Genomic DNA, 17300 nt, shown 5'->3' on the forward strand with positions numbered 1-17300 from the left:
GGCTCAGTTCTCGAGCGCCTCGACGGGGATCGCGGCGTTCTCGGCCCACAACCGGGCGACGGAGATGCCGACCTCGGCGAGGAGGCGCCGCACCAGCGGGAGCCCGATGCCGATCACCGACGACGGATCGCCTTCGACGCCCTCGACGAACCAGCCCCCGTGACCGTCGAGCGTGAAGGCCCCGGCCACCTCGAGCGGCTCACCGCTGTCGAGATAGGCCTCGAGTTCCTCGTCCGTGGGGATGCCGAAGTGCACCACGGTGCCGCTGTGGTCGGCGGCCTCCGCGACGACCTCGTCGTCGCGGAGACGGAGCACGGCATGACCGGTGAGCAGCTCGCCGCTGCGGCCGGCCATCGCCCGCCAGCGCTCGCGGGCCGCCTCGACGGTGCCGGGCTTGCCCTGCAGAGCGCCGTCGATCAGCAGCATCGAGTCGCAGCCGATGACGACGGCGTCGCGCAGCTTCTGCTCGCGCAGGACGGGCAGGATGTCGGTGGCCTTGGCGCGGGCAAGCTCGGTGACCACCTGTGCCGGCGGCGTGCCGGGGCCGAGGGACGCGATGAGCGCGTCCTCGTCGACCTCCGACACCTGCACCAACGGCTTCACGCCCGCCGCGTGGAGAACCGCGAGGCGGGCGGGTGAAGCCGAGGCCAGAACGAGCCGGGGCATGTCAGCCGCGGTTCGGGTACGAATACGGCGAGAACGGCGCCCACTGCCGGTGCGTCCGCGTCGGATCGCCCCAGGTCTCGGGCGGCCGGGTGTCGACCACCTCGTCGCCCGCCGACGCAGCGGCAGCGGCGAGCACGGCGACGAGAGCCGCGATCTCCTCGTCGGCGGGGTTGCCCTTGACGATGCGGATGGCAGCCGCGGTTTCGGCGACCGCGGTGCTCTCCTGGGCGGCTTCGGTCGCGTCGTCGGCGGCCGTGGCCTCGACCGCGGGCGGCTGCTCTTCGACCTCGAACTCGGTGATGATCTTGTCCTCTGCCGTCGCTGTCACAGGGCACCCCCCGGGTACGCGTCCACACAGGCATCGGATGCCCACCGGGTCGCTGTCATGTCGATCCCTCTCTCGGGTTCATCGCACGTCGTCGGCGACGTGCTACGCCGTACGGTCGCGGCAGGACCGAGCTGCGCCCGGTCCTGCCGCCGAGCGTCACAGCGGAATGTTTCCATGCTTCTTCGGCGGGAGCGAAACCATCTTCCGCTCGAGCAGGCGCAGCGCGGAGACGATCTGTCCGCGCGTGTGCGACGGCGGGATCACCGCATCGACGTAACCGCGCTCGGCGGCGACGTACGGGTTCACCAGGGTGTCTTCGTACTCGTTCTGCAGCTCGAGGCGCAGCGCGTCGACGTCCTGACCGTTCTTGGCGGCCTCGAGCAGGCGCTTGCGGTAGACGAAGCCGACGGCGCCGGAGGCACCCATGACGGCGATCTGCGCGGTGGGCCATGCGAGGTTGACGTCGGCACCCATGTGCTTGGAACCCATGACGTCGTACGCGCCGCCGTAGGCCTTGCGGGTGATGACCGTGATCTTGCCGACGGTCGCCTCGCCGTAGGCGTAGAGCAGCTTGGCGCCGCGGCGGATGATGCCGTTGTACTCCTGCTCGGTGCCGGGCAGGAAGCCGGGAACGTCGACGAGCGTGATGATCGGCACGTTGAACGCGTCGCAGGTGCGGACGAAGCGCGCGGCCTTCTCGGACGCGTCGATGTCGAGGCAGCCGGCGAACTGCGTGGGCTGGTTGGCGACGATGCCGACGCTGCGGCCGTCGACGCGCCCGAAGCCGACGATGATGTTCTTCGCGCGCTCGGCCTGGACCTCGAGGAACTCGTCGTCGTCGAGCAGGCGACGAATGACCTCGTGCATGTCGTACGGCTGGTTCGGTGAATCCGGGATGAGCGTGTCGAGCTCGATGTCCTCGGCGGTGAGGGAGTCCTCGATCGCACCCTCGATCGGGTCGCTCGGCGCGAGGCGCGGTGCAGCGGCCTGGTTGTTGCTCGGCAGGTAGGACAGCAGGTCCTTGACGTAGTCCAGGGCGTCCTGCTCGCCGTCGGCGACGTAGTGCGCGACACCCGACTTGACCATGTGGGTGTGGGCGCCGCCGAGGTCCTCCATCGTGACGTCCTCGCCGGTGACGGTCTTGATGACGTCCGGGCCGGTGACGAACATCTGGCTGGTCTGGTCGACCATCACGACGAAGTCGGTGAGAGCGGGGGAGTAGACGTGACCACCGGCCGCTGGGCCCATGATCAGCGAGATCTGCGGGATGACACCGGAGGCCTGCACGTTGCGGTGGAAGATCTCACCGTAGAGACCGAGGGAGACGACACCTTCCTGGATGCGCGCGCCGGCGCCTTCGTTGATGCCGATCAGCGGACGGCCGGTCTTGAGGGCCAGGTCCATGACCTTGACGATCTTCTCGCCGTAGACCTCGCCGAGGCTGCCGCCGAAGACGGTGGCGTCCTGCGAGAAAACGCAGACGTCGCGGCCGTCGATCGTGCCGTAGCCGGTGACGACGCCGTCGCCGAGCGGACGGTTGTCGGCCAGGCCGAAGTTGGTGCTGCGGTGGCGAGCGAGGGCGTCGAGTTCGACGAACGATCCTTCGTCGAGGAGCGCCTGGATGCGCTCGCGAGCGGTCAGCTTGCCCTTGGCGTGAACCTTCTCGACTGCGGCCTCACCGACCGGGACCTTGGCCTGTGCTTGACGGTTGCGCAGGTCGGCCAGCTTGCCGGCGGTGGTGTGGATATCGGGCGTACTCGCCGCCTCGGGCGCGGACGGCTCCTGGACAGTGGTCATGGCCAGTCAGCTTAGCGATCGTCATACAAGGCCGCTGCATCGAGGTCCCGAAGGCCGGACCACCGCTCCGGACCTACCGGCGGGTAGGTGGCGAAGGCCCACTTTAGGCTGTGTACATGGCATCCGACCGGCCCACGACCGATCTCCTCGCCCTCCGCACACCGCTCGACGAGGCGGCGTTGCGCGATGCCCTCGTCGGCGTCGAGCGCGAAGGTTTCTACACACGTCTCGACGTCGTCGCCGACACGGCCTCGACGAACGCGGATCTGCTCGCCGTCGCCGCGACCGGCGACGACCGTCGCGTGCTGCTCGCCGAGTTCCAGCACGGCGGCCGCGGTCGCCACTCCCGCACCTGGAACGGTGTGCCCGGCGCGCAGGTCATCGTGTCGGTCCTGCTGCGGCTGCCCGAGTGCCCGCTGCAGAACCTCGGTTGGCTCCCGCTGTTGTGCGGCATCGCCGCCGTCGACGCTGTGCGATCCGTGACCGGCGTTGCGGCACAACTGAAGTGGCCCAACGACGTCCTCGTCGACGGACGCAAGCTCGCCGGGATCCTCGTGGAGGTCGCGGCCACCTCGCCGGTGCCCACGGTCGTCGCTGGCATCGGCATCAACGCCACCCTCGGACGCGACGAACTGCCCGTCCCCACCGCCACCTCGCTGCTGCTCGAGGACGCCACCGAACTCGATCGCACGCCGCTCGCGCAGGCGCTGCTCGCCGGCTTCGGCGAGCGGATCCGGGCGTGGGCCCGGGCGGGATGGGACACCACCGAACTCGCCGCGGCCTACCGCGAACGATGCGGCACGGTCGGGCAGCGCGTCCGTGCGATCCTGCCCGGCGACACCGAACTGCACGGCGTCGCGACCGACGTCGACGACCAGGGACGGATCGTGATCCGCCCCGACGGCGGGGAAGAGTCCGTGGCGGTCGCTGCGGGCGACATCACACATCTGCGACCGGTCTGAGCACCCTGCGACTGCTCGCATCGGTACAAGACCGACATATGCCATCGTGGGCGGTATGGGATACCCGGAGGACGCCCTCGCACCCGAGGAAGAGTTGCTGCTGCACCGGCATCCGCACTGGAAGTCTCTCGTACTGCCGACGGCCACCTTCCTCGTGTCGACGATGGCCGCCGGTTTCCTGGTGGGACTCGTCCAGGCGCGGCTCGACGGTGCCGCCGCGACCTGGTGTGGCCTCGCCGTGGCCGCGGCGTGGATCGGCCTCGTCGGCTGGCGGTGCGTCCCTCCCTTCGTCGGGTGGCTCACCACGCACTTCATCGTCACCGACCGGCGCGTCCTCGTCCGCACCGGTGTCCTCACCCACACGGGTATCGACATCCCGATGGGCCGGATCAGCAACGTCCAGTTCCGGCACGGCCTCGTCGACCGGATGCTCCGGACCGGCACGCTCGTCGTGGTGTCCGCCGCCGACGATCCCATCGAGTTCGACGACATCCCTGACGTCCAGCAGGTGCACGCCCTGCTCTACCGGCAGGCCTTCGACGCGCAGAACCAGCGCCCCGGTGACCGTCACACCACCCGCTACCGGCGCGACGAGCACGGGCATGAGCACCGCAAGGGGTGGTGACCGCGAGTCGCAGGTGCGCCGACGCGAGTCGTAGGTGCGCCGACGCGAGTCGCAGGTGCGCCGACACGACCCGCCGGTAATCCCGACAAAGCGAACCGCGATCCGTACGCTGGCGTGGTGACTGCCGTTCTACTCGCCGAAGACGACGACGCAATCGCTGCACCGCTGTCCCGCGCGCTGGGACGCGAAGGGTACGACGTGACCGTCGAGGACAACGGTCCGGCCGCGCTCGAACAGGCACTGTCGGGCAGGTTCGAACTGCTCATCCTCGACCTCGGTCTACCTGGGATGGACGGACTCGAAGTGTGTCGCCAGATCCGGGCGAGCCGCTCCGATCTGGCCGTGCTCATGCTCACCGCCCGCACCGACGAGGTCGACTTCGTCGTCGGTCTCGATGCCGGCGCCGACGACTACGTCGGCAAACCGTTCCGTCTCGCTGAGCTCATGGCGCGTGTGCGCGCGCTGTTGCGCCGGCGCGGCGGCCCGGAGAACGACGACATCGTGGACGTCGCCGGGATCCGGCTCGAACGTGCCGCGCGCCGTGTCCTCGTGGACGGCTCCGAGGTGACGCTCGCCAACAAGGAGTACGAGCTCCTGCGTGTGCTGCTCGAGCACGCGGGGCAGGTCGTCTCCCGCGACGCGATCCTCGAGGAGGTGTGGGGCGACGCCGACCTGCGCGGTTCGAAGACGCTCGACATGCACATGTCGTGGTTGCGCCGCAAGATCGGCGACGAGGGGCCGGCCGGGGAACGTCGCATCGCCACGGTGCGCGGTGTCGGTTTCCGGCTGAACACCGACTAGCGTCTCCGGCGTGCGCAGCCGCATCCTCAACGCCGTCCTGGCGACCGTGCTGCTCGTCGCGCTGTTGCTCGGCATTCCGCTGGCCTACACGGCGTTCCTGTTCGTCGAGGACACCGCCCGCCGCGACCTGCAGAACCGGCTCGAACGCATGGCCGACGAGATCATCGCCCAGGAGGGCACCGACGGATTCGTCGTCGGTGGTCTCGACACGAGTTCCCTGCGTCTGCTCGTCCCCACCGACGGGCGGGCTGTCGTGGTCTACCCGACACCCGAGAACGTCGCGGCGCGGCTGGACATCGGCACGCCGGTGCTCGGGGCGTCGATCGTCGAGTCGTTGTCGATGGGGACGTCCGGCTCGCTGCTCATCGAGGTGCCCTCGGAGAGCATGCGAACTCTGCAGCAGCAGGTGCTCGCCGCGGTGAGCCTGCTGGTGCTGCTGTCCGTCGCGGCCGGGGCGCTGGTCGCGGTGGCGACCGCCCGAAGACTCGCCGACCCGCTGCGCGACGTGGCGAACCGGGCGGCCCGTCTCGCCGAGGGCGACTTCCGCCCGGTGGTCCGGCGGCACGGTATCCCCGAACTCGATCGCGTCTCCGACGTGCTGGATTCGGCCGCCGTCGAGATTTCGCACCGCCTGCAGCGCGAGCACGCGCTCGTCGGCGACGTCTCGCATCAGCTCCGCTCCCGGATGACCGCGATCCGGCTGCGGCTCGACGAGTTGTCCACCCACGAGGATCCTGCCGTGGTGGAGGAGGCCGAGGCGGCCATGGCACAGGTGGACCGGCTGACCACCGCGATCGACGGTCTCGTGCGCCAGTCCCGCGACAGCAGTGCCGACCAGCGCACCGACGTCTCGGTGGTCGGCGAACTCACCGGTGTCGTCGCCGACTGGCGCGGTCCCTACGAGGAGGCGGGACGGGAGCTGGTGTTGCGCGGCGATCCGTCGTTGCGGGCGGCGGTGACCGGTTCGCGGTTGCGTGAGGCGGTGGCGGTGCTGGTCGACAACGCGCTCGTGCACGGAGGAGGCACGTGCACGGTCTCGGTGCGGCAGGTCGCGACCCGCGGCGACGTCACGGTGTGTGTCGAGGTGGCCGACGAGGGAGAGGGTGTCAGCGACGAGGTCGCGCCGTACGTCTTCGACCGCGGCTTCTCCGGGGGCGGGTCGACCGGGGTGGGACTGGCGCTCGCACGTGCCCTCGCGGAGGCCGACGGCGGTCGACTCGAACTGCAGCGACGCCGGCCGGCACTGTTTGCGCTGTTCCTCGGCGCGCCCCGCGATCGGGACACCTGTACGCCGACCGGCACGCGCGAACCCCGCTAGACCTTCTTCCCGTCAGGAGCGGTCGAGCTGCTCGCTGGGCTCGCCCAGGGGAGCGTCCGGGACCATCTCCTCCGGAAAGACGAACTTCTTGAAGCAGTAGAAGCGGAAGATCATCTGCAGCAGGTTGCCGATGATGTACGCGCTGACGAAGTCGGCGATGTTCTCCGTCGCGAGGCTCACCTCGGGTACGCGCAGGTCGAAGACGTAACTCGAGATCCATAGCGGGATGAACGAGAGCACGACGCCGATACCGCTGACGAAGAAGAACAGGAACGCCTCGTGGGCGCGCTCGCGACCGCCGCGATTACGGAAAGACCATTCGCGGTTGAGGATGTACGAGCAGATCACCGCGACGACACCGGCGATGATCTTGGCGGTCACCGGCTTCTCGGACAGAACTGTGAGCTTGAGCGTGTAGAAGATCGCCGAGTCGATCACGAAGGTGGTGCCGCCGACGATGGCGAATTTGATCAATTCGCGATGCCGGAGCAACAGCCCCCGGAAAGGCTGGGGAACTCTGCTCAACGCTTCATCGACGATTGTCACTTGGAGAAGTGTACGAAACGAAGAGGTGAATTTCCGAAACCCGACCGCACATGTCGGCATTCCCACACCGCTGGGCGGGCCGGTGGAAGGTCCCTCGACGCTCGGCGGGGGAGCAGCGGAACGACGTCACGACATGCTGTGACACCATGGACAGCCGTGACAGGCAGACCTGAATCGTCCCCCAGATCCGATACGCCCCGCACCCTGACGACGGGCATGCCGGTCGTCACGATGATCGGTGGTGGACAGCTCGCGCGGATGACCCATCAGGCGGCGATCGCGCTCGGCCAGACGCTCCGCGTCCTCGCCGGGAGCGCCGACGAACCCGCCGCGCAGGTCAGCCCGAATGTGGTGCTCGGCAGCCATGACGACCTCGACGCCCTCCGCCGCGCCGCGACCGGCGCGCACGCGCTGACCTTCGATCACGAGGGTGTCCCGACCGAACATCTCGAGGTCCTGCAGCGCGAAGGCGTCGCGGTGCTGCCGCCCCCGCAGGCCCTGATCTACGCCCAGGACAAGATCGCGATGCGCAAGCGGCTCGGTGAGCTCGGCGCACCGATGCCGAAGTTCGCGGAGATCACCTCCGTCGAGGATGCCCGCGCCGCCCTCGACGCGCTCGGCGATCCGTACGTGCTCAAGGCCGCACGCGGTGGCTACGACGGCCGTGGCGTGTGGATTCTCGACGACCACGCCGAACTCGAGCGGGTCGTCGCCGACCAGCTGGCTGCCGGTGTCCCGCTCCTCGCCGAGGAGAAGGTCGAGTGGACGCGCGAGCTGTCGGCGATGGTCGCGCGGTCCCCGTTCGGCCAGGGCGCGTCGTGGCCGGTCGTCGAGACCGTCCAGCGCGACGGCCAGTGCGCCGTCGTCATCGCACCCGCCCCGAACCTGCCCGAGGACGTCGCCACCGCCGCCGAGCAGCTCGCGCTGCGCATCGCCGGTGAGCTCGGCGTCGTCGGTGTCATGGCGGTCGAGCTGTTCGAGACGCGCTCCGGTGAGCTGATCGTCAACGAACTGGCGATGCGTCCGCACAACTCCGGTCACTGGGGCATGGACGGTGCCCGCACCGGCCAGTTCGAACAGCACCTGCGCGCCGTGCTCGACTACCCGCTCGGCGACACGAGCCCGATCGCGCCGGTGACGGTGATGGCGAACGTGCTCGGCGCGCCCGAGGCGCCGGCGATGAGCATGGACGAGCGACTGCACCACCTGTTCGCCCGGATGCCCGACGTGCACGTGCACCTCTACGGCAAGGGTGAGCGCAAGGACCGCAAGATCGGCCACGTCAACGTGCTCGGCGCGCCGTCCGGGTCGATCGACGATCCCGAGTACGTCGCCGCCGTGCGCGAACGCGCGGAACGCGCGGCGCACTGGCTCTCGCACGCGGTGTGGACCGACGGTTGGAACGAACACACGGGAGAAATCGGTGAGTGACGTGGCACAGGGTGCACAGGTCGGCCTGATCATGGGCAGCGACTCGGACTGGCCGACCATGCAGGCCGCGGCCGAGGCGCTGGTCGAGTTCGGGATCCGCTTCGAGGTGGGTGTCGTCTCGGCGCACCGCACGCCGCAGCGGATGCTCGACTACGCCAAGGACGCCGCCGGCCGCGGGATCAAGGTCATCATCGCGGGCGCCGGCGGCGCCGCCCACCTACCCGGCATGGTCGCCTCGGCGACCCCGCTGCCGGTGATCGGCGTTCCGGTGCCGCTGAAGTACCTCGACGGTATGGACTCGCTCCTGTCGATCGTGCAGATGCCCGCCGGTGTCCCCGTCGCCACCGTCTCGATCGGCGGCGCCCGCAACGCGGGTCTGCTCGCCGCGCGCATCCTCGGTGCCTCCGATCCGGCGCTGCGCGAGCAGATGGAGAAGTTCCAGGCGGGTCTCGAGCAGATGGTGCTCGAGAAGGACGAGGCGCTGCGGCAGAAGCTGCTCGGCTGACGGAGCGTCGCCGTGCAGACGACCCCGCTGCTCGAACGCTGGAACCGGTGGGCCCGCGGGCACACCGGAGTGATCGACGGGGCGTTGGCCGCGGTGCTCGCCCTGTTCGGGGTCGCCCTGCACGTGGCGGACGCGCGATCGGTGGCGGGTCTGTTCGTCACCCTCGCGCTCACGCTGCCGCTGGACTGGCGCAGGACCCGCCCGGTGGTGGCGGGTTCGCTCGTCGCGCTCGCCGCCTACGCGCACCTGCTCGTCCTGCCGGAGGTCCTGCCGATCGCGGCGATCGCGGTACCGATCGCGGTGTACGCGCTCGCCGCCTACGCTCCGCGGTGGGCCGCCAACACCGCGCTGCCCGTCGCGGTGGTTGGGGGCGCACTCGCCGGAGTGCTCTATTTCGGCTACGACGGCCGCACCGCGCTCGAAGCGTTCGTGACGGCCACCTTCGTCGCGGTCTTGCTCGCTGGTGTGTGGGCGTTCGGCCGGGTCCGCGGGTTGCGTTTGCGCGAGATGGATTCGCTCACCGAGCGCAACCGGTTGCTCGAACTCGAACGCCTCAAGGAGGCCGAACTGGCCGCCACCCAGGAGCGCACCCGCATCGCCCGGGAGATGCACGACATCGTCGCGCACTCGCTCACGGCGATCATCGCGCAGGCCGACGGTGGTCGCTACGCCGCCGCGACGAACCCGGAGGCGGCCGCAGGGGCGTTGACCACCATCGCCGAGACCGGGCGTCGCGCGTTGACCGACATGCGCGGGTTGCTGTCGGTGCTCCGTGAGGACACGCCGCGCGAGTTCACCACCACACCAGGCGTCGGCGACGTGCCGGCGCTCGTCGAGCAGATGCGCACGAGCGGGCTCGAGGTCGAGTTCTCGGTCGACGGGCAGAGCCGCGAGGTGCCCGAGGGACTGGGGCTGTCGGTTTACCGGATCGTGCAGGAATCGCTCACCAATGTCCTCAAGCACGCGGGTCCCCGCGCCCGCACCCACGTCCGTCTCGACTGGCGGCCCGACACGCTCGTCGTCGAGATCGTCGACGACGGCAGGGGAGCGGCGGCGCTCGTCGAGGCCCGCCCGGGTGGGCAGGGGCTGACCGGTATCGAGGAGCGGGCCCGGCTGCACGGCGGTCGCGCGGCGGCCGGTCCGAGGGACGGTGGCGGCTACCGGGTCCGTGCCGAACTGCCCGCACCGGCGGTCTCCCCCTAGGGTGGCGTCCGTGACCGAACCCGCCCGCGACACCCGATCCGACACGACCATCCGTATCGGGCTCGTCGACGACCAGCAACTCGTGCGCGCCGGTTTCCGCATGGTGCTCGAATCGCAGCCGGACATCGAGGTCGTCGTCGAGGCGTCCGACGGCGAGGCCGCCGTCGCCGAACTCGAACGGGTCCGCGCGGACGTCGTGCTGATGGACGTGCAGATGCCGCGGGTCGACGGGATCTCGGCGACGCGGTCGTTGCTGCGCTCGGCCGACGCGCCGAAGGTCGTGGTGCTCACAACCTTCGACAACGACGACTACATCGTCCAGGCGATCGCCGCCGGTGCGAGCGGCTTCCTGCTCAAGGACGCGCCGCCCGAGGACCTGCTGGCCGCGGTACGGACGGTGCACCGCGGTGACGCCGTGATGGCCCCGCGCGCCACCCGCTCACTGCTGCACCACGTCTCGCCGTTGCTCGACGGTGCGGAGCGGCGCGCGGTGCCGGTCGCGGTGCCCGAGGATCTGACTCCGCGCGAACTCGAGGTGCTCGTCGCGATGGCACACGGCCTGACCAACGGGGAGATCGCCGAGCGGTTCGTGCTCTCCGAGACGACCGTCAAGACCCACGTGGGCCGGGTGCTGGCGAAGACGGGATCGCGCGACCGCGTGCAGGCGGTGCTGTTCGCCTTCCGAGCCGGTCTCGTGCATCCCGACGATCTGCTCGGCTCGGGGGAGTAGGACCGTGGTGCCATCCCGGAGACGACCGGTCCTCCCCGGGTAGGACACCGGGGCGACGAAGATCGACTCGCGGGTCGATGTGCGTGCGCCGCATCGTTTCTAGCGTCGAAGCATGACTTCGATCAGCTCTTTCGTACCCGCATGTTCGGCTCAGGGGGTCGCCCGCATCTACGGGCGCGGCGACGCCGAGGTGCGTGCCCTCGACGGGGTGTCCGTCGCCTTCGCGCGGGGACGCTTCACCGCGATCATGGGACCGTCCGGATCCGGCAAGTCGACGCTCATGCACACCCTCGCCGGTCTCGACGGTGTCGATTCCGGGCGCGTGATTCTCCACGGCGACGGCCGCCGCGCCGACGTCGAGATCAGCACCGCCCCCGATGCGGTGCTCACCGAACTGCGCCGCGACCGCATCGGATTCGTCTTCCAAGCGTTCAATCTGCTGCCCGTGCTCACCGCCCGCGACAACATCCTGCTGCCGATGCGGCTGGCCGGCTCGCGCCCGACGCCCGAGTGGTTCGACGAGGTGACCGGCCGGCTCGGTCTGACCGACCGGCTCGACCACCTTCCCCACGAGATGTCCGGCGGTCAGCAGCAACGCGTCGCCGTCGCGCGGGCGCTCCTGCCGCAGCCCGACGTGATCTTCGCCGACGAACCCACCGGAAACCTCGACTCGCAGTCCGGCGGGGAGGTGCTCTCGATGCTCCGGTCGAGCGTGCGGGAGACCGGTCAGACCGTGGTGATGGTGACGCACGATCCGGTCGCGGCCTCCTACTCCGATCGGGTGGTGCTGCTCGCCGACGGCCGGCTCGCCGGTGAGATCGCGCAACCCACAGCGGATTCGGTGATCGATGCGATGCGCGACCTGCGCACCTCCCGAACGGTGGTGCCGGTCCGATGAGGCATCTCGTCCTGGCCCAGGCCCGCGCCCATCGGGGGCGGTACGTCGCCTCCGTGCTGGCGGTCTTCGTCGCGGTCGCGTTCGTCGTCACCACCCTCGTGCTCGGCGACACGGTGAGTGCGTCGGTCTCGAAATCCATGGCGGCCCGGTATGAGGGGGTCGCGGCAGTCGCTCTTCCCGCCGACTCCACCGTCGCACCCGACGAGGTGCTCGCGCTGGTCGCCACGACACCGGGCGTCGAGGCGGCGGCGCTCGACGTCAGCGGTCCCGTCCGGCTGATCGGAGCCGACGGGTCGTCCTCGAACGGCACCGCGACGAGCATCGCACCCGAGGGCGCCCTGCGGTGGCAGCAGCTCGGGGACGGACGCTGGCCGTCGAACCCGGGTGAGGTCGCCGTCGGCTCGTCGTCCGGCCGGGCGATCGGTGACGAGATCACCGTCGCCGGCCCGACGGGTTCTGTCCCCCCGACCACCGTGGAGGTCGTCGGTGTCGTCGATCTCGACGGATCACCGCTCGCCCTGAGCCCGGGATCGGTCTTCGGCGACGCCGCGCAGGTGCGGTCGTGGTCCGGGGACACGACGGACTGGGAGGTCCGTGCAGTCGGTGACGCCGACGCCGTGCGAGCGGCACTCGCGCCGGTGTCGGGCGTCGACGTCGTGCCGGGTGCCGATCGCGCCACGGCGGTCGCCGACCACTACGTCGGGGACGTCGCCCTGCTGCGCAACGTCCTGTTGTGCTTCGCGGCGATCTCGGTGGTCGTGGCCGGCCTGGTCATCGCCAACACCTTCTCCGTCCTGCTCGCCGCGCGCACCCGCGAACTGGCCCTGATGCGCTGCGTGGGCGTGACGTCCACCCAGGTCCGCCGCAGTGTCCGCGGTGAGGCGTTCGTCGTCGGCCTCGTCGCGGCCGTCCTCGGCGTGCTCGGCGGGTCCGGACTCGCCGCGGCCGTGGTGTCCGCGGCGCGGGCCGTGGACGCCCCGATCCCGCTCACGTCGGTCTCGGTGACGGCCACCACGGTGATCGCGGGTCTGATCGTGGGAACGGGCATGACGGTGGTCGCCGCGAACGGTGCCGCGCGGGCGGCGACCCGCGTGCGGGCGCTCGCGGCCCTGCAGCCCCTCGAGACCCGCCCCGAACCGGTGCGCGATTCGTGGGTGCGCCGCATCTGTGCCGCGCTGGCGATCGTCGGGGGCACGGCACTGCTCGCTCTCGGGGTGGTCATGGCGAACGTGCTCGTCGCGTGCCCCGGGGGGCTGCTGCTGTTCGTCGGTGTGGTGCTCGCCTCCCGCCGTCTCGTGCCCGCCGCGGTCGGTGCGGTGGGGGACGTGCTCGCCCGTACCGGTGGTCCGCTCGCGGTGCTCGCTGCCGGCAACGCGCGGCGCAATCCGCGCCGCACCGCGTCGACGGCCACCGCGCTGTTCATCGGGGTGACGTTGACCTCGACCCTCGTCGTGGGGATCGGCACGCTCGAGGCCGGGGCGCCGGACGTGATCGACGAGCAGTTCCCCGTCGACATGGCCGTGACCGCGCCCGAACGCGACGGGCTCGCCCCGGAGGTGACCGAGCGGCTGACGGCGGTCGAGCGGGTGAGCAGCGGCGCCGAGCTCGCGACCGTCGACCTCACGATCGGTGGCACGGAGGCGTCGGTCCTCGGCGTCGATCCCGCGGCGATGGCCTCGACCGTCCGGACCGACGTGCGCCTGCCCGAGGCCGGGACGATCGTGCTCGAACGCTCTCTGGCGAGGTCGGTGGGCGTGGACGACGGAGCCGTCGTCACCGTCGGCGGCCCGGTGGGCACCCGCGAGCTGACCGTCGCCACGACCGAGCCGGGGATGCCCGACATGATCGAGTGGAGCGACCTGACCGCCGTCGCCGGTCCCGTCACGGCGGATACCGTGTGGCTGAAACTCGATCGGGGACTGTCGGACGAGGACCTCGTCGCCGTCTCCGACGACCTGTCGCGGATCGCCGCGGCCGAGGTTCCGGGCAGCGAGGTGGTCGGTGCGGTGCAGATGCGGCAGATGCTCGAGAAGATCCTCGACACGATGCTGCTGATCGTCGGGGGGCTGCTGTCCGTGGCCGTGGTGATCGCCCTGATCGGCGTGGGCAACACGATGGCGTTGTCGGTGCTCGAGCGGCGTCGGGAGACCGCGATGCTGCGCTCGGTGGGTCTCTCGCGGGCCGGTGTGCGGAGTCTGCTGGTGCGGGAGGCGTCGATCATAGCCGGCGTGGCGTCGCTGCTCGGCGTGGTGCTCGGCCTGCTGCTCGGGGCGGCCGGCACGGCCTCGGTGATCGGCCCGGGCCACATCGCACCAGGTTCGGTGCCGTGGTGGCAGCTCGCGGCGATCGTCCTGGTGGGCGGTGTGGCGGGCGTCGTCGCCTCGCTCGTCCCCGCCCAGCGCGCGAGCCGGGTGTCGCCGGTCGCGGCGATGGCGGGGTGACGGTCGGTCCTCCGCCCGACGGTACTCCCGGTCGACCGGAACGCGCCCGAGTCCTTCCGCGGCTCGGGGGCGTTCGTCGTCGAATCGGCGGTTCGAGACGACCGGCCGAGAACTAGGCCGACGAAGTCGGCAGAGAATCAGGCCGACGAAGTCGGCAGAGGATCGGACCGATCGAGTCGGCGTAGGCTCGAGCCGTGTCGGGACGGGGCCGGAAGCGTGCCAGGGCGATACGGGTGTCGCGCGGGGTCCCGTCGGTGCGGTTCGTCACCGCGCTCGCGACGGTGTGGGGCAGGGCCTGGGGCGGCTCGGTGTCCTTCGACGACGAGTTCGGCTTGTTCGTCTGCAGCGGTATGCGCGGTGGCTTCGCGCGCGGCGGCACCACCGTCGGCGGTGTCTTCCTCACCCGTAGGCCACCGACGCGGGCGCTGCTGCGCCACGAATCCGTGCACGCGGACCAGTGGGCCCGTTACGGCATCGGCTTCGCGGTGCGTTATCTGTGGGAGGAACTCCGCAACCCGGGGTCCCGCAACAGGTTCGAGATCGAGGCGGGACTCGCCGATGGCGGCTACCGCGCGGAGCGCGGGATCACCCGTCCAGACGAACCGTGATCTTCTCGCTCGCGACGCGGCGTTCGGTGGCCTCCGGGTCGGGATTGCTCACCTGTACCAGCGACGCCCGGGCCGCGAGCACCGCGAGCAGTCCGGCGACGAGAGCGTCGGGCTGCGACCAGGACCGGGACGACAACACGCGGTCGCCGCTGCCGATACCCGCCGCCGACGCCGACTCCGTGGCGGCAGCGAGCACGTCCGACTGCGAACGTCCGGCGAGCACCGCGTCGCCCGCACCGGAGGATCGGAACTGGTCGCCGTGCATCCGCACGTCCGTCGCATAGTCCGTGATCCCTGGCGGCAGGTCGCGCACGGGGGCACCGAAGGCGTCGAGCGACAACGCCGCGACCTCGGCAACCGTGTCGACCTCGTCCAACCGGTCGGGGGTGACGAGAGCGAGATCGGCATCCGGGTCGGCGTCGAGGACGACCTCGGCCCCTGCCCACCACACGCCCAGCAGGACCGCGGCGCTCTGCCAGTGGGCGGGAAGCAGCACCGCCACCCGACCTCCCGGAAGGACTCCGAACTGGTCGCGAATCATATTGGCCGTCTTGGCAGCCCAGTTGGCGAGGGTGAGCGCCGACAGTTCGATCCGCGCGCCGGTCGCGTCGTCGTACCAGGTGATCCGCGGACCCGCCGGATCTTCGGCGAGGATCGGGTCGAGCAGTGCGTCGGTCAGGGTGGTCACGATGTCCTTCTTCTCGGATTCTGTTCGCGCGACTGTCGGTTCACACAGGTGTCAGTTCACGCAGCGCGGGCCGTCGGAGCCCGCATCGATGGGCGGTGCGGCGGGAGCCGGGGTGGCGGTGCCACCGGCCGGGCTCACGCCGATGTCGGAGGCGGATGCGGCGGTGGACGAACCGGAGTACGACGACGAGCCGGGGCCGGTGTAGTCGCCGGCGAGCACGACCCGCACGGTGCCGGCCGGGAGCGAGGGATCGGACTCGGTGGCGAGACCACCGAGCGCCGCGGCCACCGCGCGGGTCTCGTCGGAGTCCTCGTCGGCACCGAAGACCGTCGACGTGCCCACACCGGAACCGGTGTAGTTGCCCACCTCGCCCTCGACGTAGCCCTCCTCGGACAGAGCCGTGGAGACCTGGGAGGCCAGGCCGGACACGGATCCGGCGTTCGCGACGTCGACCGTAACGGTCGACGCGTCGATGTCGGGAGCGGGCACCGGGGTCGAGGTGGTCTCGCTGCCGTCCGGTTCGCGGCCGATCAACTCGGCGACGAAGGAGCGCACCTCGTCCGGATCGACCTGCACGACCGACTCGCCGTAGTCGGTCATCGCGTTGATGTCCTGCACCGGGATCGTCGAGAAGGTCACGTCGCCACCGGCGAGGCCCTGCAACTGCGTCGCGAGCGCCATGATGTCCCAATCGGAGTCGAGCACCACCGAGCGCTGCACTGCGGCGGTCAGCTGACTCACCTTCGACGGGTTGGACAACGTCTTGGCGCTGAGCACCTTCTGTGCCAGCGACGCCATGAACACCTGCTGCCGCACGATCCGGTCGAGATCGCCGCGCGGCAGGTCGTGACGCTGGCGGACGAAGCTCAGTGCGTCCGAACCCTGCAGGGTCTGCTCACCGGCATCGAAACGGGCACCCGACAGCGGCTCGTCGACCGGTGCGTTCAGGCACACCTCGACACCGCCGACGGCGTCGGTGAGCAGCACGAAGCCGAGGAGTCCGACCTCGGCGTAGTGGTCCACCGTCACACCCGTCAGGTCGGCGACCGACTCGATGAGCGCCTCCCGGCCTGCCTGGGTCGATTCCTTCTCGAGTTCGGCCTCGGTCGCGTCGGCGTCCGCTTCGACGAGCTCGGCGCGCCGGTTCGCCTTCGTGGCGCCGTAGGCCGCGTTGATCTTCGACATCCCGATCTCGGGCACCTCGACGTAGGTGTCGCGGGGGATCGACATCGCAGTGGCCGACCGGCCGTCGTTCGGCACGCGGATCAGGATGATCGTGTCGGTGTTGTTCGCTACTTCTTCGCCGGCGCGCAACGCGTCGAGCTCGCGCTGGGAGAGAGGATTGCCGTGCGCGTCGGTGCGGCTGTCCGTGCCCACCAGCAGGATGTCGACGGCGCCGTCCTCGCCGTCGCCGAGGGCCAGGCCGCGGACCGAGGCCAGCGACGACTGCAGCGCGTCGACGCTGCGCCACGCCGCACCGGTGACGACCAGCACGAGGCACGCCGCGATCGCGACGGCGATCTGCCACGGCCTTCCGCTGTACACCCGTGCCTCCGCCGGTGCTCCGGGGCTGCGTGAGGGCGGCTCGCGACGCGCGGAACGCCGGGACTGCCGGGGACCGGGATCCGACCCGTACCTGCCGTCGGCAGCTGTCGGATCGCCCGCGCGGGTGCGACGTCCCGTGGGGGCGGGACGTCGGCCGGTGCGGCGACGCGGCTCTGGCGGCACCTGGTACTCCTCCTGTGGGTGGTAC

Annotated in this window: 17 protein-coding genes; 11 read left to right on the forward strand and 6 right to left on the reverse strand. The window is 70.5% G+C overall.

Annotated features, from left to right (window positions below):
• Positions 1–3: 3 nt before the first annotated feature.
• From A5767_RS21700 to A5767_RS21710, 3 genes are all read right to left on the reverse strand, one after another.
• Positions 4–666, reverse strand: a complete 663-nt coding sequence (locus A5767_RS21700) for a Maf family protein (RefSeq protein ID WP_064853125.1) — start codon at positions 664–666, stop codon at positions 4–6.
• 1 nt (position 667) lies between these two features.
• Complete coding sequence (locus A5767_RS21705; RefSeq protein ID WP_006550181.1) at positions 668–994, reverse strand: acyl-CoA carboxylase subunit epsilon; 327 nt, start codon at positions 992–994, stop codon at positions 668–670.
• A 156-nt stretch (positions 995–1150) separates the two neighbouring features.
• Positions 1151–2791 (reverse strand): acyl-CoA carboxylase subunit beta, encoded by a 1641-nt coding sequence (locus A5767_RS21710; protein WP_019288520.1) that lies wholly within the window; start codon positions 2789–2791, stop codon positions 1151–1153.
• A 116-nt stretch (positions 2792–2907) separates the two neighbouring features.
• Between A5767_RS21710 and A5767_RS21715 the strand changes: the two genes are divergently transcribed.
• The 4 genes from A5767_RS21715 (at position 2908) to A5767_RS21730 (ending at position 6497) form a co-directional block, all read left to right on the forward strand.
• On the forward strand, positions 2908–3753 hold the full coding sequence (locus A5767_RS21715; protein WP_019288519.1) for a biotin--[acetyl-CoA-carboxylase] ligase: 846 nt from the start codon (positions 2908–2910) through the stop codon (positions 3751–3753).
• A 55-nt stretch (positions 3754–3808) separates the two neighbouring features.
• A complete protein-coding gene (locus A5767_RS21720; protein ID WP_006550184.1) occupies positions 3809–4378 on the forward strand; it encodes a PH domain-containing protein in 570 nt (189 codons plus the stop codon).
• Between the two features lie 117 nt (positions 4379–4495).
• A complete protein-coding gene (locus A5767_RS21725) occupies positions 4496–5179 on the forward strand; it encodes a response regulator transcription factor (RefSeq protein WP_024101522.1) in 684 nt (227 codons plus the stop codon).
• Between the two features lie 10 nt (positions 5180–5189).
• Positions 5190–6497 (forward strand): sensor histidine kinase, encoded by a 1308-nt coding sequence (locus A5767_RS21730; RefSeq protein ID WP_064853126.1) that lies wholly within the window; start codon positions 5190–5192, stop codon positions 6495–6497.
• Between the two features lie 12 nt (positions 6498–6509).
• On the opposite strand, the gene A5767_RS21735 is transcribed toward A5767_RS21730, so the two are convergent.
• Positions 6510–7043, reverse strand: coding sequence for a GtrA family protein (locus A5767_RS21735; RefSeq protein ID WP_024101520.1), 534 nt, complete (start codon positions 7041–7043; stop codon positions 6510–6512).
• A 156-nt stretch (positions 7044–7199) separates the two neighbouring features.
• On the opposite strand from A5767_RS21735, the gene A5767_RS21740 reads away from it, so the two are divergent.
• From A5767_RS21740 to A5767_RS21770, 7 genes are all read left to right on the forward strand, one after another.
• Complete coding sequence (locus A5767_RS21740) at positions 7200–8474, forward strand: 5-(carboxyamino)imidazole ribonucleotide synthase (RefSeq protein WP_033097087.1); 1275 nt, start codon at positions 7200–7202, stop codon at positions 8472–8474.
• Positions 8467–8979 carry a 5-(carboxyamino)imidazole ribonucleotide mutase gene (gene purE, locus A5767_RS21745; protein WP_019288515.1) on the forward strand — a complete coding sequence of 171 codons (513 nt, stop codon included), beginning with the start codon at positions 8467–8469 and terminating at the stop codon, positions 8977–8979. Before A5767_RS21740 ends, purE begins: the two co-directional genes overlap by 8 nt.
• A gap of 12 nt (positions 8980–8991) precedes the next feature.
• A complete protein-coding gene (locus tag A5767_RS21750) occupies positions 8992–10182 on the forward strand; it encodes a sensor histidine kinase (RefSeq protein ID WP_064853127.1) in 1191 nt (396 codons plus the stop codon).
• Position 10183: 1 nt separating this feature from the next.
• Complete coding sequence (locus tag A5767_RS21755) at positions 10184–10912, forward strand: response regulator transcription factor (protein ID WP_006550191.1); 729 nt, start codon at positions 10184–10186, stop codon at positions 10910–10912.
• A gap of 112 nt (positions 10913–11024) precedes the next feature.
• A complete protein-coding gene (locus tag A5767_RS21760) occupies positions 11025–11810 on the forward strand; it encodes an ABC transporter ATP-binding protein (protein ID WP_064853128.1) in 786 nt (261 codons plus the stop codon).
• Positions 11807–14251, forward strand: coding sequence for an FtsX-like permease family protein (locus A5767_RS21765; RefSeq protein ID WP_064853129.1), 2445 nt, complete (start codon positions 11807–11809; stop codon positions 14249–14251). The genes A5767_RS21760 and A5767_RS21765 overlap by 4 nt, the downstream gene beginning before the upstream one ends.
• Positions 14252–14505: 254 nt before the next feature.
• Positions 14506–14859: a hypothetical protein gene (locus A5767_RS21770; RefSeq protein ID WP_442978770.1), complete on the forward strand. Its 354-nt coding sequence runs from the start codon at positions 14506–14508 to the stop codon at positions 14857–14859.
• Here the strand turns inward: A5767_RS21770 and A5767_RS21775 are convergent.
• Together A5767_RS21775 and A5767_RS21780 are read right to left on the reverse strand one after the other, a co-directional pair.
• Positions 14837–15547, reverse strand: coding sequence for a TIGR03089 family protein (locus tag A5767_RS21775; protein ID WP_006550195.1), 711 nt, complete (start codon positions 15545–15547; stop codon positions 14837–14839). The genes A5767_RS21770 and A5767_RS21775 overlap by 23 nt on opposite strands.
• Before the next feature lie 51 nt (positions 15548–15598).
• The gene (locus tag A5767_RS21780) at positions 15599–17092 is read right to left on the reverse strand and encodes an LCP family protein (protein WP_006550196.1); all 1494 of its coding nucleotides are present in this window, start codon (positions 17090–17092) and stop codon (positions 15599–15601) included.
• Between the last annotated feature and the right edge of the window lie 208 nt (positions 17093–17300).

The sequence above is a fragment of the Rhodococcus sp. 852002-51564_SCH6189132-a genome (genome assembly GCF_001665495.1).
GTDB lineage: Bacteria > Actinomycetota > Actinomycetes > Mycobacteriales > Mycobacteriaceae > Rhodococcus > Rhodococcus pyridinivorans.